12 protein-coding genes are annotated in these 16,153 nt (G+C 71.4%); 5 read left to right on the top strand and 7 right to left on the bottom strand.

Annotated elements, in window-relative coordinates:
- Window positions 1-59: 59 nt before the first annotated feature.
- Entirely contained in the window at window positions 60-983 is a 924-nt protein-coding gene (locus KBX08_RS14650) for a hypothetical protein (protein ID WP_210784042.1), read from the top strand.
- Window positions 984-1,195: 212 nt separating this feature from the next.
- Here KBX08_RS14650 and KBX08_RS14645 read toward each other — a convergent pair whose 3' ends face one another.
- The 3 genes from KBX08_RS14645 to KBX08_RS14635 all read right to left on the bottom strand — a co-directional run bounded on the left by KBX08_RS14645 (window position 1,196) and on the right by KBX08_RS14635 (window position 5,331).
- A complete protein-coding gene (locus tag KBX08_RS14645; RefSeq protein WP_210784041.1) occupies window positions 1,196-4,204 on the bottom strand; it encodes a fibronectin type III domain-containing protein in 3,009 nt (1,002 codons plus the stop codon).
- 162 nt (window positions 4,205-4,366) lie between these two features.
- Window positions 4,367-4,597 carry a DUF2188 domain-containing protein gene (locus KBX08_RS14640; RefSeq protein WP_210784040.1) on the bottom strand — a complete coding sequence of 77 codons (231 nt, stop codon included), beginning with the start codon at window positions 4,595-4,597 and terminating at the stop codon, window positions 4,367-4,369.
- Window positions 4,598-4,671: 74 nt separating this feature from the next.
- Window positions 4,672-5,331, bottom strand: a complete 660-nt coding sequence (locus KBX08_RS14635; RefSeq protein WP_210784039.1) for a M23 family metallopeptidase — start codon at window positions 5,329-5,331, stop codon at window positions 4,672-4,674.
- Window positions 5,332-5,453: 122 nt separating this feature from the next.
- Between KBX08_RS14635 and KBX08_RS14630 the strand changes: the two genes are divergently transcribed.
- The 3 genes from KBX08_RS14630 to KBX08_RS14620 are packed head-to-tail and all read left to right on the top strand — an operon-like array spanning window position 5,454 to window position 9,181.
- Window positions 5,454-7,901, top strand: coding sequence for a PEP/pyruvate-binding domain-containing protein (locus KBX08_RS14630; RefSeq protein WP_210784038.1), 2,448 nt, complete (start codon window positions 5,454-5,456; stop codon window positions 7,899-7,901).
- Window positions 7,898-8,563 carry a hypothetical protein gene (locus tag KBX08_RS14625; protein WP_210784037.1) on the top strand — a complete coding sequence of 222 codons (666 nt, stop codon included), beginning with the start codon at window positions 7,898-7,900 and terminating at the stop codon, window positions 8,561-8,563. Before KBX08_RS14630 ends, KBX08_RS14625 begins: the two co-directional genes overlap by 4 nt.
- Before the next feature lie 51 nt (window positions 8,564-8,614).
- Window positions 8,615-9,181, top strand: coding sequence for a TetR/AcrR family transcriptional regulator (locus KBX08_RS14620; RefSeq protein WP_210784036.1), 567 nt, complete (start codon window positions 8,615-8,617; stop codon window positions 9,179-9,181).
- A gap of 82 nt (window positions 9,182-9,263) precedes the next feature.
- On the opposite strand, the gene KBX08_RS14615 is transcribed toward KBX08_RS14620, so the two are convergent.
- From KBX08_RS14615 to KBX08_RS14600, 4 genes are all read right to left on the bottom strand, one after another.
- Window positions 9,264-10,580: a hypothetical protein gene (locus tag KBX08_RS14615; RefSeq protein WP_210784035.1), complete on the bottom strand. Its 1,317-nt coding sequence runs from the start codon at window positions 10,578-10,580 to the stop codon at window positions 9,264-9,266.
- 14 nt (window positions 10,581-10,594) lie between these two features.
- The gene (locus KBX08_RS14610; protein WP_210784034.1) at window positions 10,595-12,121 is read right to left on the bottom strand and encodes an alkaline phosphatase; all 1,527 of its coding nucleotides are present in this window, start codon (window positions 12,119-12,121) and stop codon (window positions 10,595-10,597) included.
- Window positions 12,122-12,242: 121 nt separating this feature from the next.
- Entirely contained in the window at window positions 12,243-13,226 is a 984-nt protein-coding gene (locus tag KBX08_RS14605) for a PD40 domain-containing protein (RefSeq protein WP_210784033.1), read from the bottom strand.
- Window positions 13,223-14,533 carry an MFS transporter gene (locus KBX08_RS14600; protein WP_307850556.1) on the bottom strand — a complete coding sequence of 437 codons (1,311 nt, stop codon included), beginning with the start codon at window positions 14,531-14,533 and terminating at the stop codon, window positions 13,223-13,225. Before KBX08_RS14600 ends, KBX08_RS14605 begins: the two co-directional genes overlap by 4 nt.
- Before the next feature lie 221 nt (window positions 14,534-14,754).
- Here KBX08_RS14600 and KBX08_RS14595 point away from each other — a divergent pair, with 221 nt between their 5' ends.
- Window positions 14,755-16,134, top strand: a complete 1,380-nt coding sequence (locus KBX08_RS14595; RefSeq protein WP_210784031.1) for a DNRLRE domain-containing protein — start codon at window positions 14,755-14,757, stop codon at window positions 16,132-16,134.
- Window positions 16,135-16,153: the final 19 nt, after the last annotated feature.

Raw genomic sequence — 16,153 nt, 5'->3', positions numbered from 1 at the left:
TGCTGCTGGCCTCGGTCGCCCTCGGGGCGCTCGGGGTTTCGGCGGCACCGGCCGTTGCCGTGCGGGAGCAGCGACAGGAGCCGGCCGAGGAAGCCGCGATCAGCATCCGGATGCTGGACATCCCGGCCAGTCGGGTGCAGGACCCCCGGGCCCAGGTCTACATCGTGGATCACCTGAAGCCCGGAGCGACGATCAACCGCCGGGTCGAGGTGCAGAACACCTCCGCCGAGACGCAGAAGATCGAGTTCTATTCCGGCGCCGCGTCGGTCGAGAACAACGCCTTCACAGTGCCCGAGGGGCGTACCGGCAACGAACTGAGCGGGTGGATCCGGCTGAAGACCGCCACGATCGAGTTGGACCCGGGTGAGCGACGACCGGTCGAGGTCGAGCTCGCCGTGCCGAAGAAGGCATCGAAGGGCGAGCGGTACGCCGCGATCTGGGCGCAGGTCACCAGCGCGAAGGAACGCACCGGCAACGTCACCCAGATCCACCGGGTGGGCATCCGGGTCTACCTCGACATCGGTCCGGGTGGTGAGCCGCCAACGGACTTCCGGATCGAAGGGTTGGCCGCGGAGCCTGGCACCGGCGAGTTCCCCGTGGTCACCGCGAAGGTCACCAATACCGGCGAACGCGCGCTGGACATGACCGGCACTCTGTCGCTGACCAAGACGGCGGTCCAGGCCGGTCCGTTCAAGGTGACAAACGGCGTGACGATCCTGCCCGGCCAGAGCGGTCAGGTTCGGATCGAGGTCAACCAGGCCCTGCCCGCCGGGACCTGGGACGTGCACGCGAAGCTCGCCAGCGGCACCGTGGAACGCACCGCGACCGGGAAGATCGTCCTACCCGTCGCGGCGCCGATGACGGTCGCGACGTCCGGCGGGCCGAGTTGGCTGGTCTACACGGTCGGCGGCGTCGCCCTGCTGGTGCCGGTCACCCTTGGCGGCTGGTATCTCGTCCGGCGGCGCCGGACCCAGCTGGCCTGACCACCGCCCCTGCCAAGCAACCTGCCCGGCCGTTCCCCCCGGAACGGCCGGGCAGCACCGTCCGTTCCCCCCGGAACGGCCGGGCAGCACCGTCTGACCGAGTCGATCATGGACTTGTGGTGGTCGACTCGGGCGCCACCAGAATGATTTGTCCCCCACCACAACTCCATGATCCTCGAGGCGGGGCGGTGGGCGAGGGTGTGGGGCGGGGTTCAGATGACGGAGTGCGTCACGACCGCCACGTAGTCGCCGACCACCACCTCGGACGGGAGGGTCACGAACAGCGTGGGGTTCCAGGTGGCGGAGTTCGGGCCTCCCGTTTGGCCGGACCACCCGGCGGCCGTACGCGGCGTGTTCAGCACCGCCCCGGGCTGCGGGACGAAGGATCCGACTCCGGTGCTGGCAAGGAGAGGCCCGGAGGCGTACGTGATGGTGCTGTTGGGGATGGTCTCGCCACCCGAGCCGGAGCCCGTGGTGAAGCTCGTACTGGAGACGACGGTGACCCAGTTACCGGAGAACGGCCCTCGGTCGTCGGTGACGGTCACCGGGCCGAGTTGGCCCGAGACGCCGGTCGCGCCGGAGGTGACGGTGCCGAGCGCCGAGATCGCCGGGACGCTGATGGAGAGCCCACCGAGCGGAGTGATGACCAGATCGACCGGTCGGGTCGCGGACTGGTCGAACGAGTCGGTCACCCGGACGGTGAACGGGAACGTGCCGGACACGGTGGGCGTGCCGGAGAGCAGGCCGGTGACCGGGTCGAGGGTCAGCCCGGCGGGCAGGCTCCCGGCGCTGACCGACCAGGCGAGCGGGCCGGTGCCGCCGGTCACCGTGAGCTGGTACTGGTACGGGTCGTACGCCCTGCCGGGTGGAGGCGGTGGGAAGGTCAGCGTCGGCGGCGCGTTGACAGTCACCGACCCGGAGGGGTCCGACTGTGGGCCGGTCCCGCCGGCGTTCGTCGCGGCCACCCGGAAGGTGTACGTGGCACCGGCGCTCAGCCCGGTGACGATCTGGGTCGTGGCGGTTCCGCTGAAGACCCGGGGTGTCTGCGCCACCCCGGCGAGGTACGGCGTCACTGTGTAACCGGTGATCGGCGACCCCCCGTTGGCCGGGGCCGTCCAGCTCACCGTGGCGGCGTTGGTTCCGGCGGTGGCCGAGGTGTTCGTCGGCGCCCCCGGCACTGTGTACGGGACCACCGCCGCCGAGGGTGGGCTGGCCACACCGGTCCCGTACGCGTTCACCGCCGCCACCCGGAAGGTGTACGACGCGCCGGCGGTCAGCCCGGTCAGGGTGCGGCTGGTGGCGGAGGCGTCGAAGGTGACTGTCGCTTGGGTGACGCCGTCCCGGGTCGGGGTGATCAGGTAGCTGGTGATCGGGCTGCCGTTGCTCGCCGGCGCGGTCCAGCCCACCGTGGCGCTGGTGACGCCCGCGACCGCGGTGGGCGTGGCTGGCGTGCCCGGCGTGGACGCGTAGACGTAGGTCGCCGACCCGGCGGAGCCCCGGGTGACGACGCTGACCGTGACCGTCGCCGGGCTGGACCGGGCCGGCATGGCGGAGATGCCGAGGGTGCCGTCGGGGTTCACTGTGAAACAGCCGGCGGCGGGGCCGGAGGTGCACGGCACCAGCAGCACCGACGTGCCGGCCTGCTGTTCGGCGGCCGTACCGATGGTGATCGCTGTTGCGCCGGTCAGATTGCTGCCGCCGACGGTGACCGCGATGCCACCGGCGATGGAGCTCTGCGCCGGGGTGACGGTGACGCCGCTCGGTGCGGCGGCCGGCGCAACGGGTGTGGTGACGGTGGAGTAACCCGGGTTCGCGTCGATCGACGATGAGGTCGCCACCGTCGCGGTCTGGATCAGCGCCGGCGTCACGCCGGTGCCGGTGACGGTCGCGACGACCGTGAGGGGTGCCAGAAAGCTGCCGCCGGCGAACGGCCCGTTGCTGTTGGTGCAGGTGATGGTCTGCCCTGACGGTGCCGCACAGACCCAGCCGGAGCCAGACGCGCTGCGCGGTACGACACCGGTGGGCACGGTCTGCGTGACCGAGATCGGCGACGTCTCGGCGGCGCCGGCATCGACCCCGGCGGTGATCGAGTAGGTGACCGGGTCACCGGGCTGCGGGGTGGCTCCGACCGCGCTGGTCTGCGACACGTTCAGGTCCGGCACCTGGTTGAAGCTCACCGTCCGAACGTTGTCGATCTCGTGGAAGTCCGTGACCGAACCGGTGGAGCCAACCCAGCCGAAGGCAAGCTGCCGGGGGTAACCGCTGGCGTTCAGCCAGGACGGCGACGGGTACAGGTTCGGCGACACGACCGGAAGACTGCCGGCCAGGGTCCGCGCCGACCCACCGACCGGGGTGAACCTGACCCGGTACTCCCCGGCCGGAACGGTGATGCCGCTGTCGGTGGTGAACGAGGACGCGGTGGTGTTGGCGACCACCTCGACCGGCACCACCGAGGCGGCCCGGGTGCTGGCGCGCAACGCCACGGCGGGCGACGAGGTGCTGGTGGCGGTGCTGTTGATCGCGCAGTACCCGACCCCGTTGCGGCCCGGACCCCGGATCACCACCTGGCCGGGGACCCGCGTGTTCGTGGTCGAGATGTAGGGCGGATTCGTGCAACCGGTGCCCTGGTAGAGGCTGTTGCTGAAGTTGCCGAAGACGTCCAGCCCGATGCCCAGATAGCCGTTGGACAGACCCACCGAGCCACCGTTGAACGCCGCCGAGTAGCCCAGGGATCCGCCCGACTGGCCGATCACCGCCGGGGACCGCGGGTTGGCGGGGTCGACAGCGGCCAGCGCGAACGCCAGGCCGTCCGCTCCGATGCTGATTCCGCCGTACTGATAGGTGTTGAAGGTGACGTGCAACCCCTGGGAGGTGGGCACGCTCACCGCGCCGAACACCCCGCCCTGCCGGTTCGCGACAGCCGGGGTGAGCCGCAGCTTGCCCGAGCCCTGCGGATCGGTTGACGTTGGGCAGCTCAGTAGCGGGCCGATCGTCGAGTTGCCTGCCGCACTCAGGCAGGCGACGTTGCTCGCGGTGGCGGCCGGCACGCCCGGCACCGCCACCGCGCCGACGCCGTTCGGGGTGTTGTTGTGGAACGGCTGGTCGAACAGGACGGACCCGGCCGCCGAGGCGGGGAGCGGCGCGACCGCGAGAACTCCCACGGTCACGGCTACCGTCAGCGCTGTGATGCTGCTCGGACGACGCCGGCCCGGAAACGACATGCCCCACTCCCAGCTTTCACTCCAGTCCCGATCTGGACTATATCCCCCAAAAACACCCATATTTCTCGTACGGGGATAAAGCCGACTGGCTTCCCGCCGCGCAAAAAGCGGACCGACCCCACGGTCACGCCGGGTGGGTCGGTCCGCTGGGACGGGAAGCTGTCAGCCCTCGATGTCACGGGGGTCACGGCTGCGGGGGTAGGTGTTCTTCTCCCCGATCGTGCCGTCCTGCTTCTTGATCACGTGTTCGACGCCGCGGTCGGCCGCCATCTCGCGGCCCTGGGCCTGCGCGTCGGCCTTCACGTCATGCGTGCTGCTGGCTCGCTCGTGGCCCTCCGGCTTGTTCTTCCACTGCCCGTCCTCGTGGTACGTGTCGACATCACCCTTGGCCATGGCCCGCTCCCTCCCTGCGTCTGAACTGTCTCCCGAATCAGTGCCCCCGAGCCGTGTCGGGCAAACTGCGGTCCTCAGGAGACGGCCGGGCAGTTGTTGCTCACCCGCCGGAGGATCTGTTCGCGTTCGTCGGTGGTGATGCCGGACGGCGTACCGTCGAAGTGGGTCTCGACCTTGTCCCAGCCGCGGCGCTGCTCGTAGTGCAGGTGCGGGGCTCCGGAGTTTCCGGTGCTGCCGAGCCGCCCGATCTGGTCCCCCTGGGCGACCTTCTGACCGACGGTGACCAGCGGCGGTTCGAGCAGGTGCAGGTACTGCGTCTCCCACTTGCCGCCGTGGTCGATCTTCACCCAGTAGCCGCCGCCGCGCCCCCGTGGGCCGTCCGGGTTCTCCGGGGTCCGGCCACCCAGCGAGCCGTTGATGCCCGCCACTGTGACAGTGCCGGCGTACGAGGCGAGCACCGGCCGCCCCCACGTCTCGCCCTCGACCGGGAAGAAGTCGACGTCGTAGTCGTCGTGACCGGGGTAGGTGCTGAGCTGCCACGTCTCGCCGCAGGTCACCGGCATCTGGAAGAGCGGGCGCGGCCCGGCCGGTCGCAGCATCGGCACCGCGACCACCGCGACACCCAGGACGGCCGCCGCCGCGACGAGCACGAGCAGGACGCGGATGGCACGGCTTCGAGGGCGGCGGTGGGAGCGGGATCTGGTGGGGCGACCGGTCGTCACCGGCCCGAGCATGGCAGATCCCGGCAACGTTCCGATCCCGAGGTGGCGTACCCGCAGCGGTGACATTGCAGTCGCATCGCAAACGAGATACCGTCAGGTGCAATGCAGTTGTATTGCAACGAGAGTGGGCTGCCATGCACGTGATCGCGTTGTCCGAGGTGACCGCCGCCATGACCCCCCTGGTCGGCGGCAAGGCGGCCGGGCTGGGCGAGCTGATCCGGCACGGCGAGCGGGTCCCCGACGGCTTCTGCGTCACCACCGAGGCACACCGGCTCGGCGTCGTCCCCACGGCCGAGGTCGTCGCCGCGTATCAGCGGCTCGGCGCGGGCCCGGTGGCGGTGCGCTCCAGCTCGACCGCCGAGGACCTGCCGGATGCGAGCTTCGCCGGGCAGCAGGACACCGTCCTCAACGTCACCGGCACCGCCGAGCTGATCGCCGCCATCGAGAAATGCTGGGCTTCGCTGCACGGCGACCGCGCTACCGCCTACCGCCACGCCCACGGCATCGATCACCAAACGGTGCTGATGGCCGTCGTCGTGCAGCGCATGGTCACACCCACTGTGGCGGGAGTGCTGTTCACCGCGAACCCGCTGACCGGGCGCCGCGACGAGATGGCCGTCGACGCCGCTGCCGGCCTCGGCACGACAGTGGTGGACGGCGCCGCAGCCGTCGACCACTACATCCTCGACGACGTCACCCGCACCGAGGCCGGATGCCTGACGTCCACGCAGCTGGCCCGCCTCCGCGCCACCGGCGAGCGGTTGCAGGCCCACTTCGGCTGCCCGCAGGATGTCGAGTGGGCCATCGACGCGGACGACGTACTGTGGCTCCTCCAGTCCCGGCCGATCACCAGCCTGTTCCCCGCCCCGCCGCTCAGCGAGAAGCCCCTCCCCCGCGTCTACCTGGAGTTCGGGCACGTTCAGGGCATGCTGCAACCGGTCACCCCGATGGGCATGTCGACCCTGCGCACGCAGATCGCCGCGATGCTCGCCGCGCTCGGGGTGCGGGTCGAGATCGTCGACATCGGCGGCCGCCTCTACGGCGACCTGACCGACCTCGCCCGCGACCGGTCGTCCCGCAAGCGACTGGTGAAGCTCCTGGCGGTCGACTTCGGGCCGCGCGCCCAGGCGGCGATGCAGCACGTGCTGGCCGATCCCCGGTTCGCCCCGACCAGCGGCGGCGCCCGGCACGGTGGGGCACCGGGGGCCGCGTCGCTGCGGACGGCCCGCCGCGCGGTCGTGGGGATCCTGCGGGCGCTGGCCCGTCCCGAGGCCGCGCGGACCCGGATGTTCGAGGCGATCGAGCACCTGAGGGTGAGCTCAGCGGCCCCCGCCGACCTGCGTACCACAGCCGACCGGCTGCGCTTCGTGCAGGCGCAGGACGCCGACGCCGACGCCGACGACAGCGCCGACGCGATCATGTGGCCGATCGTCGCCGGGATGCTCGCCGCCGCTCTGCCGACCGCGCTGCTCAAGGGCGTCGCCGGCCCGGACGAGATCCACACCGTGCTCGGCGGCATGCCGCACAACATCACCATCGAGATGGACCTGGCCCTGTGGCGGCTCGCCCAGGGCGTGGGCGAGCACCGCCAGCTTCTCCTGGACACCCCGCCGGCCGAGTTGGCCGCACTTTACCTGCGCGGAACGCTGCCCGACATCGGCATGGCGGCCTTCCTCGACGTCTACGGGCACCGGGGCGTCGCCGAAGTCGACCTCGGGGTGCCCCGCTGGGCGGAGGACCCCACGCCGGTCTTCGCCGCGGTCGCCAACTACCTGCGGGTCACCGATCCGCAACAGGGTCCCGACCAGCGCTTCCAGCGGGCCGCGTCAGCGGCGGAGACAGCGCTGGAGGAACTGGTCACCCGAACGTGCCGTCGGCGGCCGGTGCGGGGCAGGGCCGCCGCTTTCCTGTTGCGCCGGGCGCGGTCGCTGGCCGGCCTGCGCGAGGCCGGCAAGTTCGCCGGGCTGTACCCGCTGCGCGAGACCCGTCGCCAACTGCTGCTCATCGGCGCCGACCTGCACGGCTCCGGCCTGCTGGACAAGGCCGACGACATCATGTTCCTGACCCTCGACGAGGTGCACACCGTCGTACACCAGGGTGTTGATCTGCGCGGCACCGTCACCTCCCGACGGACCGTGCACCGCCGGGAGCTGCGGCGTCGGACGGTGCCGGTGGCACTGCTCTCCGACGGTACGGATGTCGAGACCGTCCTGACGGCCGCATCGGCCGGCGACGGGACGCTCGCCGGAGTGGGTGCGTCGGCGGGCCGGGTGACCGGCCCCGCCCGGGTGGTGCACGACCCGAGCACCGCCCACGTCGAGCCCGGCGAAGTCCTGGTGGCCGCGACCACGGACCCCGGCTGGACCCCGCTGTTCCTCACCGCGGCGGCGCTGGTCACCGAGACCGGCGCGATCATGGCGCACGGCCCGACGGTGGCCCGTGAGTACGGCATTCCCGCCGTCATCTGCGTGCCGGACGCCACCCGGACCATCACCACCGGGCAGCTCGTCACAGTGGACGGCGGCGCCGGAACCGTCACGCCGCACGGACCATCGGCCCCCGAGCAAGAAGGACGACAATGACCGACACGAAGACACCGGCCAGGGCACGGGTGGGCCCGCTGCTGCGGCGGGCGGCCGAAGCCGAGGCCGCGACGTGGCGCAGCCTGTACGTGTGGGCGCGGCGTCGCCCACTGCCGCTGGGGCCCGGCGACGAGCCGTTCGGCTACCTCGGCGTGGTCAAGCCGATCCTGGGCATCTTCATCGGCCTGTCGGTCGTGGAGATCCCGATCTTCGACGTCGTGGTCACCCACGTGGTGCCGTGGCGGCCCGCCCGCTGGATCGTGCTCGGCCTCGGCATCTGGGGTCTGCTCTGGATGATCGGCCTGTTCGCCAGCATGACGATCCACCCCCACGTCGTGGGCGACCGGGGCCTGCGGGTACGGCTCAGCTGGGGCATCGACGTCTGGATCCCGTGGACTGACGTCGAGGCGTTGCGAAAGCGCTACCGTTCGCTGCCGTCGAGCAAATCGGTACAGGTCGAGCAGGAGGGCGACCGGCGGGTGGTGTCCATCTCGGTCGGCAGCCAGACCAGCATCGACGTCCTGCTGCGCCGGCCGCTGACCTTCGACCTGCCGAAGACCGGGTCCACGCCGGTAAACGAGCTGCGACTGTACGCCGACGACCCGGACGGCCTGCTGCGCAGCGCGCGGGGCACTCCGGTGAGCCAGACCGTCAGCCGGTGACCGCCGCGCTGGCGGAGTCCCCGGGCCACCCACTGTGAAACGATCGAGGCCATGCCCAAGAAGGTCGATCACCAGGAGCGACGCACCCTCATCGCGGACGCGCTGATGCGGGTCGCCGCTGATCAGGGCCTGGAGGCCGTCAGCCTCCGACACGTGGCCGCCGAGGCCGGCGTGTCCGCCGGGATGGTCCAGCACTACTTCCGGACCAAGGACGAGATGATGGCGTTCGCGTTGAGCGTAGTGCGCGAGCGCAGCCAACTCCGGGTCACCGAGGCGGTGGCGCGGCTGGGCGAGACCCCGTCGCCTCGACTGCTGCTGCGCACGATGCTCGCCGCGCTCCTGCCGCTCGACGACGGCACCCGCGACAACGGACGGGTGGCGCTCGCGTTCCTCGCCTACACGGCGGTGCGACCGTCGGCCGCGCCCAGCCTGCACGAGGACACCGCGCAATTCACCGGGTTCATCGCCGGCGTCCTGCCCGACCGGCACGGCCCCGCCGCCGCGGCCGGCCTGCTGGCGCTGATGGAAGGGCTCGGTGTCTACCTGCTGGGCGGGCAGTACACAGCCGAACAGGCGCTGGGCGCGCTGGACGCCCACCTCGACCTGCTCTTCGGCTGATCGACTCGGTGGTGCCGAAGTCGCGGTGCCCCCGGTAGCGGGACACCGCGACTTCACCCGACCCGACTGGATCCCGCCCGGCTCAGTGGGTCGTGACGCCCGCCCGAGCCTTCAGTCGGCGCAGCTCGTCGGCGGACATCAGCCAGGTGGAGTTCGTCGTCCCCAGGCCGAGGAGCACCTGGTCGAAGGTGTTGCCGTCGTTGTCGTCGGTGTAGCAGACGCTCACCTCGCCCCAGGGCGACGCGGCGACCGCGAAGTGCTCCTGGCGGCCCGTCGTGGTCTGGCTCAGCGCCTGGGCCGCCAGCCGGCCGGTGGACGTGCCGTCCGGGTTGAGGCCGCGCGCCCAGACGTCCGGGTTGGCGCCGGACACCGTCCAGCCCACCACCACGTTGTCCTGGTCGTCGATGCCGATCCCGGGAGCGATGGCACCGGTGCCGGTGGAGACCGGAACCTCGCCGTGCCGTGCCGTGCCCGCTGCGGTGAACGATCGAGCCCAGACACCCCGGGTGCCGGTGTGGTCGGATTCCCACCCGACTGTGAAGTCACCGGCGAAGTTCGCCGCCACCGAGGCACGCTGCTGCTGTCCGCCGCTCTGGGCGTTGGCCGTCCGCCGCGACAGCGCCACGGCACCGTTGGACCGCGCCAGCCGGGTCAGCCCGATGTTGTACGAGCCGTTGGCGTCGGCGTCCTCGTCCCAGACCACCAGCGCCTCGCCGGAGGCGGACACCGCGACGTCGGGGCGGTGGTGCGGGCCCGTCGTCTGCGAGGCGGTCACCTCGTACGCCTTGGTGGTGGCGGCGGTGAAGCCGGCGGCCTTGACGGTGGCGGGAGCGGTGCCCTGCACGTCCTCCCAGACCACTGTGAAGCCGACGGCGGCGGCGTTGGTGGGCGCGCCGTCCGGGTCGACCGCGACCTTCGGCCAGATCTGCTGCCCGGCGTCGCTGGCGTTGGCCTGCCCCGAGCCGAGCACCGTGCCGGCGGGTGACACCACCCGGTACTGGATGTTGTAGACGCCGTTGCCGTCGCCGTCGGCGGCCCAGACCACCACGGCGTTGCCCCGGTCGTCGAGCCCGACGTCGGGGCTGAGGTGCCGCCAGGCGGCCCCGCTGGTTCCCCCGGTGGAGAGCTTCAGCTCGTACGCGGACGTGCCGTCGCGGAACAGCCGCAGGTAGATCTCGCTGTGGGTGTCGTCCTGCGGTGCGGTGCCGTCCCGGTCGTCCTCCCAGACCACGGCGACGTGGCCGTTGCGGTTCATGGCGATGGAGGGCAGGTCCTGGTCGCCGGTGGCGACGCTGTTCGCGGTGGTCCAGGTGACCGCCTCGGCGGTCATCGCGGTCGGGCCGGAGACCACGTTCGGGACCAGCAGGGACGCGGTGAGCAGTGCGGTGATCGCGGTCATTGTGGTTCTCTCCCTTACCCGGCCTGCAGGCCGGGCTGGCCGTCGAGGATGACGAACGAGCGCACTGTGGACGCCGCCGCGCCGTGCTCGGTCACTGTGTTCACCGCGCGGAAGTCCGCGCGGACCTGGCTGCGGCTGATCGTGGTACGGACGTAGCCGCGCCGGTCCGAGTAGAACTTCAAGTGCGGGTTGGCCGCCGCGTTCGGGACCGTGGTGCTGCCGCTGCCGTTGCCGGTGGAGCTGATCGAGGTGCAGACCAGCTCGGTGCCGATGGTGGCCGAGGCGGGGTTGGCGTAGTCGGCCTTGAGGTCGTTGGCCCACGACCGGTGCACGTCGCCGGTGAGCACCAGCGGGTTGCGTACCCCACGCTGCTGCCAGCCGGTCTGGATGCGGCTGCGGGAGGCCCGGTAGCCGTCCCACGCGTCCATGCTCGCCGCCCCGTTCGCGTCGAGTTGCTGGGCGAAGAAGACCTGCTGGCCGAGGATGTCCCAGGTGCCGTAGCGCTGGGCCAGCCCGTCGAGCAGCCACGCCTCCTGGGTGGCGCCGGTCAGCGACCGGGACGCCAGGTCCGCGTCGGCGCAGACCTTCCAACCGTCGCCGCAGGCCTGGTCGTCACGGAACTGCCGGGTGTCGAGCATGTGGAAGGTGGCGAGCTGCCCCCACCGGACCCGTCGGTACAGCGGGATGCTGTTGCCGTTGGCGGCGGACGCCGGCCGCAGCGGCATGTTCTCGTAGTAGGCCCGGTACGCGGCGGTGCGCCGGGCGGTCCACTGGGCGGCGGTCAGCGTGGGGCTGCTGTCGTTGCGGACCATGTTGGCGTAGTTGTTCTCCACCTCGTGGTCGTCCGGCACCACCAGCCAGGGCGCCGCCGCGTGGGCCGCCTGCAGGTCCGGGTCGGACTTGTACAGCGCGTACCGGCGGCGGTAGTCGGCCAGCGACACGATCTCGGCGCCGACGTGCTGCCGCACCGTGGAGCTGCCGACGCCGCCCTCGTAGATGTAGTCGCCGAGGTGCAGGACCAGGCCGGGGTTGTCCTCGGCCATCCGCCGGTACGCGGTGTAGTAGCCGGCCTCGTAGTGGGCGCAGGAGGCGAAGGCCATCACCAGGTCGCGGCCGAAGGCGCTGGGCGCCGGGGCGGTCCGGGTCCGCCCGACCGGCGAGATCTGGCCCTGGGCCCGGAACCGGTAGTAGTAGTCGGAGTCGGCGGCGAGCCCGTCCGCGATGGCGTGCACGGAGTGCGCGTCGGCGTACCGGGCGACCACCGAGCCGGAGGCGACCAGCGAGGTGAACCGGTCGGTGGCGGACACCTGCCACTCCACTGTCACGTCGGCGTTGGCCATGCCACAGTGCCCGTCGGCGTTGAGCGGGGAGGGTGCCAGCCGGGTCCAGAGGACCACGCTGTCGGGCGCCGGGTCACCGGACGCCACACCGAGTTTGAAGGGGTACGGCACCGCGGCGCGGGCACCCTGGCGGGGTGTCACCGCTGCTCCGGCGGTCACCAGTCCACCGAGGACGAAGATGCGACGGCTCAGCCTTGTCATGGTCAACAGCCTCGGGAACGTCGATGAACGGCGATGGCAGCGCGGCGGAATCCGGCATGACGGAATGCTGTCCGCGCAAAGGCGTTCAGGTGTCCGGACGCCGGGGCCGGGGACCGGACCGTCAGGTGAGCGGGGACGGCGACTCGGCGCCGGGGATCACCAGCGCCGGCGTGCCGAACCCGTGCGCCGGAACGCTCCAGACGTCGGGCTGGCCGTCGTCCCGGCGTAGCGTGTAGGCCAGCTTTTCGTTGTCCAGCCACGCGGCCTGGTCATCGACGCTGCGGACCTCGGCGGTCGCGGTGACCCGCATGCTCGACAGGTCCAGGACCGACAGCCGCCAGCCCTTCGCCGGGTCGGCGTCGACCGCCTCCTTGAACGCGAGCCGGGTGCCGTCCGGTGACAGCGACGGGCACTCGACGTTCTCCTTCAGCGTCTCGACGCTACGGGCCGCGAGGTCACCCCGGACGAGGTACCTCCTACCGCCGGTCGCCATTGTCGCGTAGAAGCGGTTGTCGTCGGCGGTGAAGGTGACGCCCCAGTAGTTGACGTCCGCGTTGCGGTAGGCCCGGCCGTCCCGGGTGATCCCGAACTCCTCGAGGGAGGCCACAGTGGTGCCGGTACGGGTGTCGAGGATCCCGGTGCGGGTGGAGAAGCCACTGGAGGTGTACGAGTCGCCACCGACGAACGTCGTCCAGGAGACCATCCGGCCGGACGCCGAGACCCGGGCCCGGTTCGGCAGCCCCGGCACACTGACCGCCCTCGTCTGGCGCAGCGTCGCGTCGAGCACGACAACCTGGTACGACCAGGCGGTCTCCGGCTTCAGACAGACCCCGGTGCCGGCCGCCGCGTACACCCGGAGGCACTCCAGGCCGGCGACGGTGCGCGGCCCGGCGGGGTCGGTCGCGGCGACTGTGGAGACGTGCCGGTCGGTGATCGCCAGCAGGCGCGGCCCGGGTGCCAGGGTGACCGCCTGCTCGCCGCCGGCGGGGGGCGTCGTCCGGGGAGCCTGCGCGGCCGTGGCGGCGTAGCCGGCCGCCACGGTGCCCAGCAGCACTGCCGAGGCGACCACCACGCCGAGCTTCGCTCGGGTCGACATCGCTGTCATCGGAGCACCTTCCGGGTGGTGAGTCGGGACGGGGAGGCCAGCAGGAGCAGCGTGCCGACCAGGACGCCGGCGACGGCCACGGCCGCCGCGCGGATCGCGTTCTCCGGCCCCCACGCCTGCCAGGCCAGACCGAACAGCACGGAGGAGACGAGGTACGCGAGGGCCTGCCCGGTCTGCACCAACGCGATTCCGGTGGTCCGCAGACGCGCCGGCAGCACCGGACCGGCGAGCGCGATGAGCACGCCGTCGGTGGCTGCGTAGAAGGCGCCGTACAGCGTCAGCGCCAGGGCGATCAGCGGCCAACCGTCGACCGGGCCGGCCAGCAGCAGGTACGTCGCAGCGAGGGCGGTGTAGCCGCCGATCACCACGGGCAGGCGACCGATCCGGTCGGCGAGTACGCCGAGCGGGGCGGCGAGCAGCAGGTACGCCAGGCTGGTCCCCACCGCGAGCAGCGGGAACCAGCGCAGGCCGAGGTCCATCCGGCGTTGCAGCAGCAGGTAGACGAAGCCGTCGCCGATGGTGGCCAGCCCGAGCATCGCGGCGGCAAGCACCAGCCGCCGGGCCGGTCCGCCGCGCAGCAACCCGAACGCCTCGCGGACGGAGACCTTGGCGTCGCTGGCCTCGCCCGCCGCCTCGCCGCCCGCCGCGTCACCGCCCGCCGCCTCGCCGGACGGCTGCTCCCGGACGAAGAGCACGAGCACCACGACGGCCAGGGCCGCGATGCAGAAGCTGGTGACGAAGACCGCGTCGTACGACTGCCCGACGACCAGCAGGACCGCGAACGCGGCGAGTGGCCCGAGGAACGCCCCGACGCTGTCCATCGCCCGGTGCACCCCGAACGCCCGACCCAGCGCCTCGGGTGGCGTGGAGAGCGTGATCAGCGCGTCGCGCGGCGCGCTGCGTACACCCTTGCCGAGCCGGTCGACGGCGATGACGGCGCCGATGGCGGGTATCGACCGGCCGGCGAGCAGCAGGCCGAGCTTCGCGACCGCCGAGAGCGTGTAGCCGATGCCGGCGATCAGCTTGCGCCGTCGGAACCGGTCGGCGGCGAAACCACCGACGACCCGCAGCAGCGCGGTCGCGCCGGTGTGGACACCGTCCAGCACGCCGAAGGCCACCGGGCTGAGGTTCAGGCCCAGCACCAGATAGAGCGGCAGGACCGCGGCCACCATCTCGGCCGACACGTCGGTGATCAGACTGACCGTGCCGAGCGCGACGACGTTGCCGCTGACCATCGCGAACCGGCGGCGTCGGAGCCCCGATCCGGGTTCATCGGCGACCGGTCGGGAGACGGTCGACAGGTACACGAGCATCTCCTCTAATCGGCGGTCGACGGGCAGCCATCGTCCGTACTCAGTGGAGGGGGCACAACGGACCGCGGGTGGCATCCGGACGAGGGTCGGGTGAAGGGACTTCCAACACCGAGGTGTTCGCCTGCCGGGACGCACTGTTCATCCGCCCGCCGCCCACCGTCTCATCGACCTTCCTACATTCCTTGCGCTCTACCCCACGAGGCAAGGAGTCCTGGATGGACATTCGACTCCCCCGTCCGTCGGTGACGCTGGGGGTGGTCACGGTGATCGTCGCCGCGACCGGCGCCGTCGTCGTGACCGGCGCTGGCGCGGCGTCGGCGGCGAGCGTGACCTTCACGCCGGTCGCCGACACCTACGTCCAGAGCGACACGGCCGCCACCAACTACGGCACGTCCACGCAGGTAGTGGTCGACAACTCGCCCGTGCGGCATTCGTTCCTGCGCTTCACAGTGAGCGGTGTCAGCGGCACGGTGACCGGCGCCAAGCTGCGACTGCGCACGATCAGCGGCAACAGCGGCAGCGACGCCGGCGGCACGTTCCGCCGGATGTCCAACACGACCTGGTCGGAGACCGGCACCACCTGGAACAACCAGCCGACCATCGACGGCGCCGCGCTCGGCACGATCGGCGCGGTCAGCGGCAACACCTGGTACGAGGTCGACGTCACTGCCGCGGTCACCGGCAACGGCACGTACAGCTTCGGCGCCACCTCGACCAGCGGCGACGGCGCCTACTACGACACCCGAGAGAGTGGCGCGGACGCCCCGCAACTGGTGGTCACCACCGGGAGCACGACGCCACCCCCGTCGGGCGACCCCGTGTTCGTCGGTGCCGGCGACATCGCCGACTCGGGCTCCGGCGACAGCGCCACCGCGACGCTGCTCGACAGCATCCCGGGAACGGTCTTCACCACCGGCGACAACGTCTACGACAGCGGAACGGCGTCGCAGTTCAACAACTACTACGAGCCCACCTGGGGTCGGCACAAGTCCCGCACCCGCCCGTCGCCGGGCAACCACGACTACAACACGTCGGGCGCGACCGGCTACTACAACTACTTCGGTACGTCGGCCGGCCCGAGCGGTCGCGGCTACTACTCATTCGACCTCGGCAACTGGCACGTCGTGTCGCTGAACTCGAACATCAGCATGTCGGCCGGGTCGACTCAGGAGCAGTGGCTGCGCGCGGACCTGGCCGCCAGCAGCAAGCCGTGCACCATCGCGTACTGGCACCACCCGCTGTTCACGTCCAGCTCCAACCACGCGCCGTCGACGTCGACGCGTCCGCTGTACCAGGCCCTCTACGACTACAACGCCGACGTCGTGGTCTGGGGGCACAACCACGTGTACGAGCGGTTCGCCCCGATGAACCCGGCCGGTGGCGCCGACTCCAGCCGAGGTCTGCGCAGCTTCGTCGCCGGGATGGGCGGCGCCGGCCACTACGGCTTCGGCACCATCCAACCCAACAGCGAGGCGCGCAACAGCTCAGCCTGGGGCGTCCTCAAGTTCACCCTGCACTCCACCAGCTACGACTGGCAGTTCGTGCCAGTAGCCGGCCAGACCTACACAGACACCGGCACCAACACCTGCCACTAACCCCACCCCACCCCACCCC

This window comes from Micromonospora sp. H61 (assembly GCF_018070325.1).
Lineage (GTDB): Bacteria > Actinomycetota > Actinomycetes > Mycobacteriales > Micromonosporaceae > Micromonospora > Micromonospora salmantinae.
This window is presented reverse-complemented; position numbering and strand designations above follow the sequence as displayed.

Bases quoted from the DNA above. Each gene is read 5' to 3' on its own strand.
- KBX08_RS14630 (WP_210784038.1), top strand. From the start codon at position 5,454: ATGCACGTGATCGCGTTGTCCGAGGTGACCGCCGCCATGACCCCCCTG.
- KBX08_RS14615 (WP_210784035.1), bottom strand. From the start codon at position 10,580: ATGACCGCGATCACCGCACTGCTCACCGCGTCCCTGCTGGTCCCGAAC.
- KBX08_RS14625 (WP_210784037.1), top strand. From the start codon at position 7,898: ATGACCGACACGAAGACACCGGCCAGGGCACGGGTGGGCCCGCTGCTG.
- KBX08_RS14620 (WP_210784036.1), top strand. From the start codon at position 8,615: ATGCCCAAGAAGGTCGATCACCAGGAGCGACGCACCCTCATCGCGGAC.
- KBX08_RS14640 (WP_210784040.1), bottom strand. From the start codon at position 4,597: ATGGCCAAGGGTGATGTCGACACGTACCACGAGGACGGGCAGTGGAAG.
- KBX08_RS14595 (WP_210784031.1), top strand. From the start codon at position 14,755: ATGGACATTCGACTCCCCCGTCCGTCGGTGACGCTGGGGGTGGTCACG.
- KBX08_RS14605 (WP_210784033.1), bottom strand. From the start codon at position 13,226: ATGACAGCGATGTCGACCCGAGCGAAGCTCGGCGTGGTGGTCGCCTCG.
- KBX08_RS14645 (WP_210784041.1), bottom strand. From the start codon at position 4,204: ATGTCGTTTCCGGGCCGGCGTCGTCCGAGCAGCATCACAGCGCTGACG.
- KBX08_RS14610 (WP_210784034.1), bottom strand. From the start codon at position 12,121: ATGACAAGGCTGAGCCGTCGCATCTTCGTCCTCGGTGGACTGGTGACC.
- KBX08_RS14635 (WP_210784039.1), bottom strand. From the start codon at position 5,331: ATGCTCGGGCCGGTGACGACCGGTCGCCCCACCAGATCCCGCTCCCAC.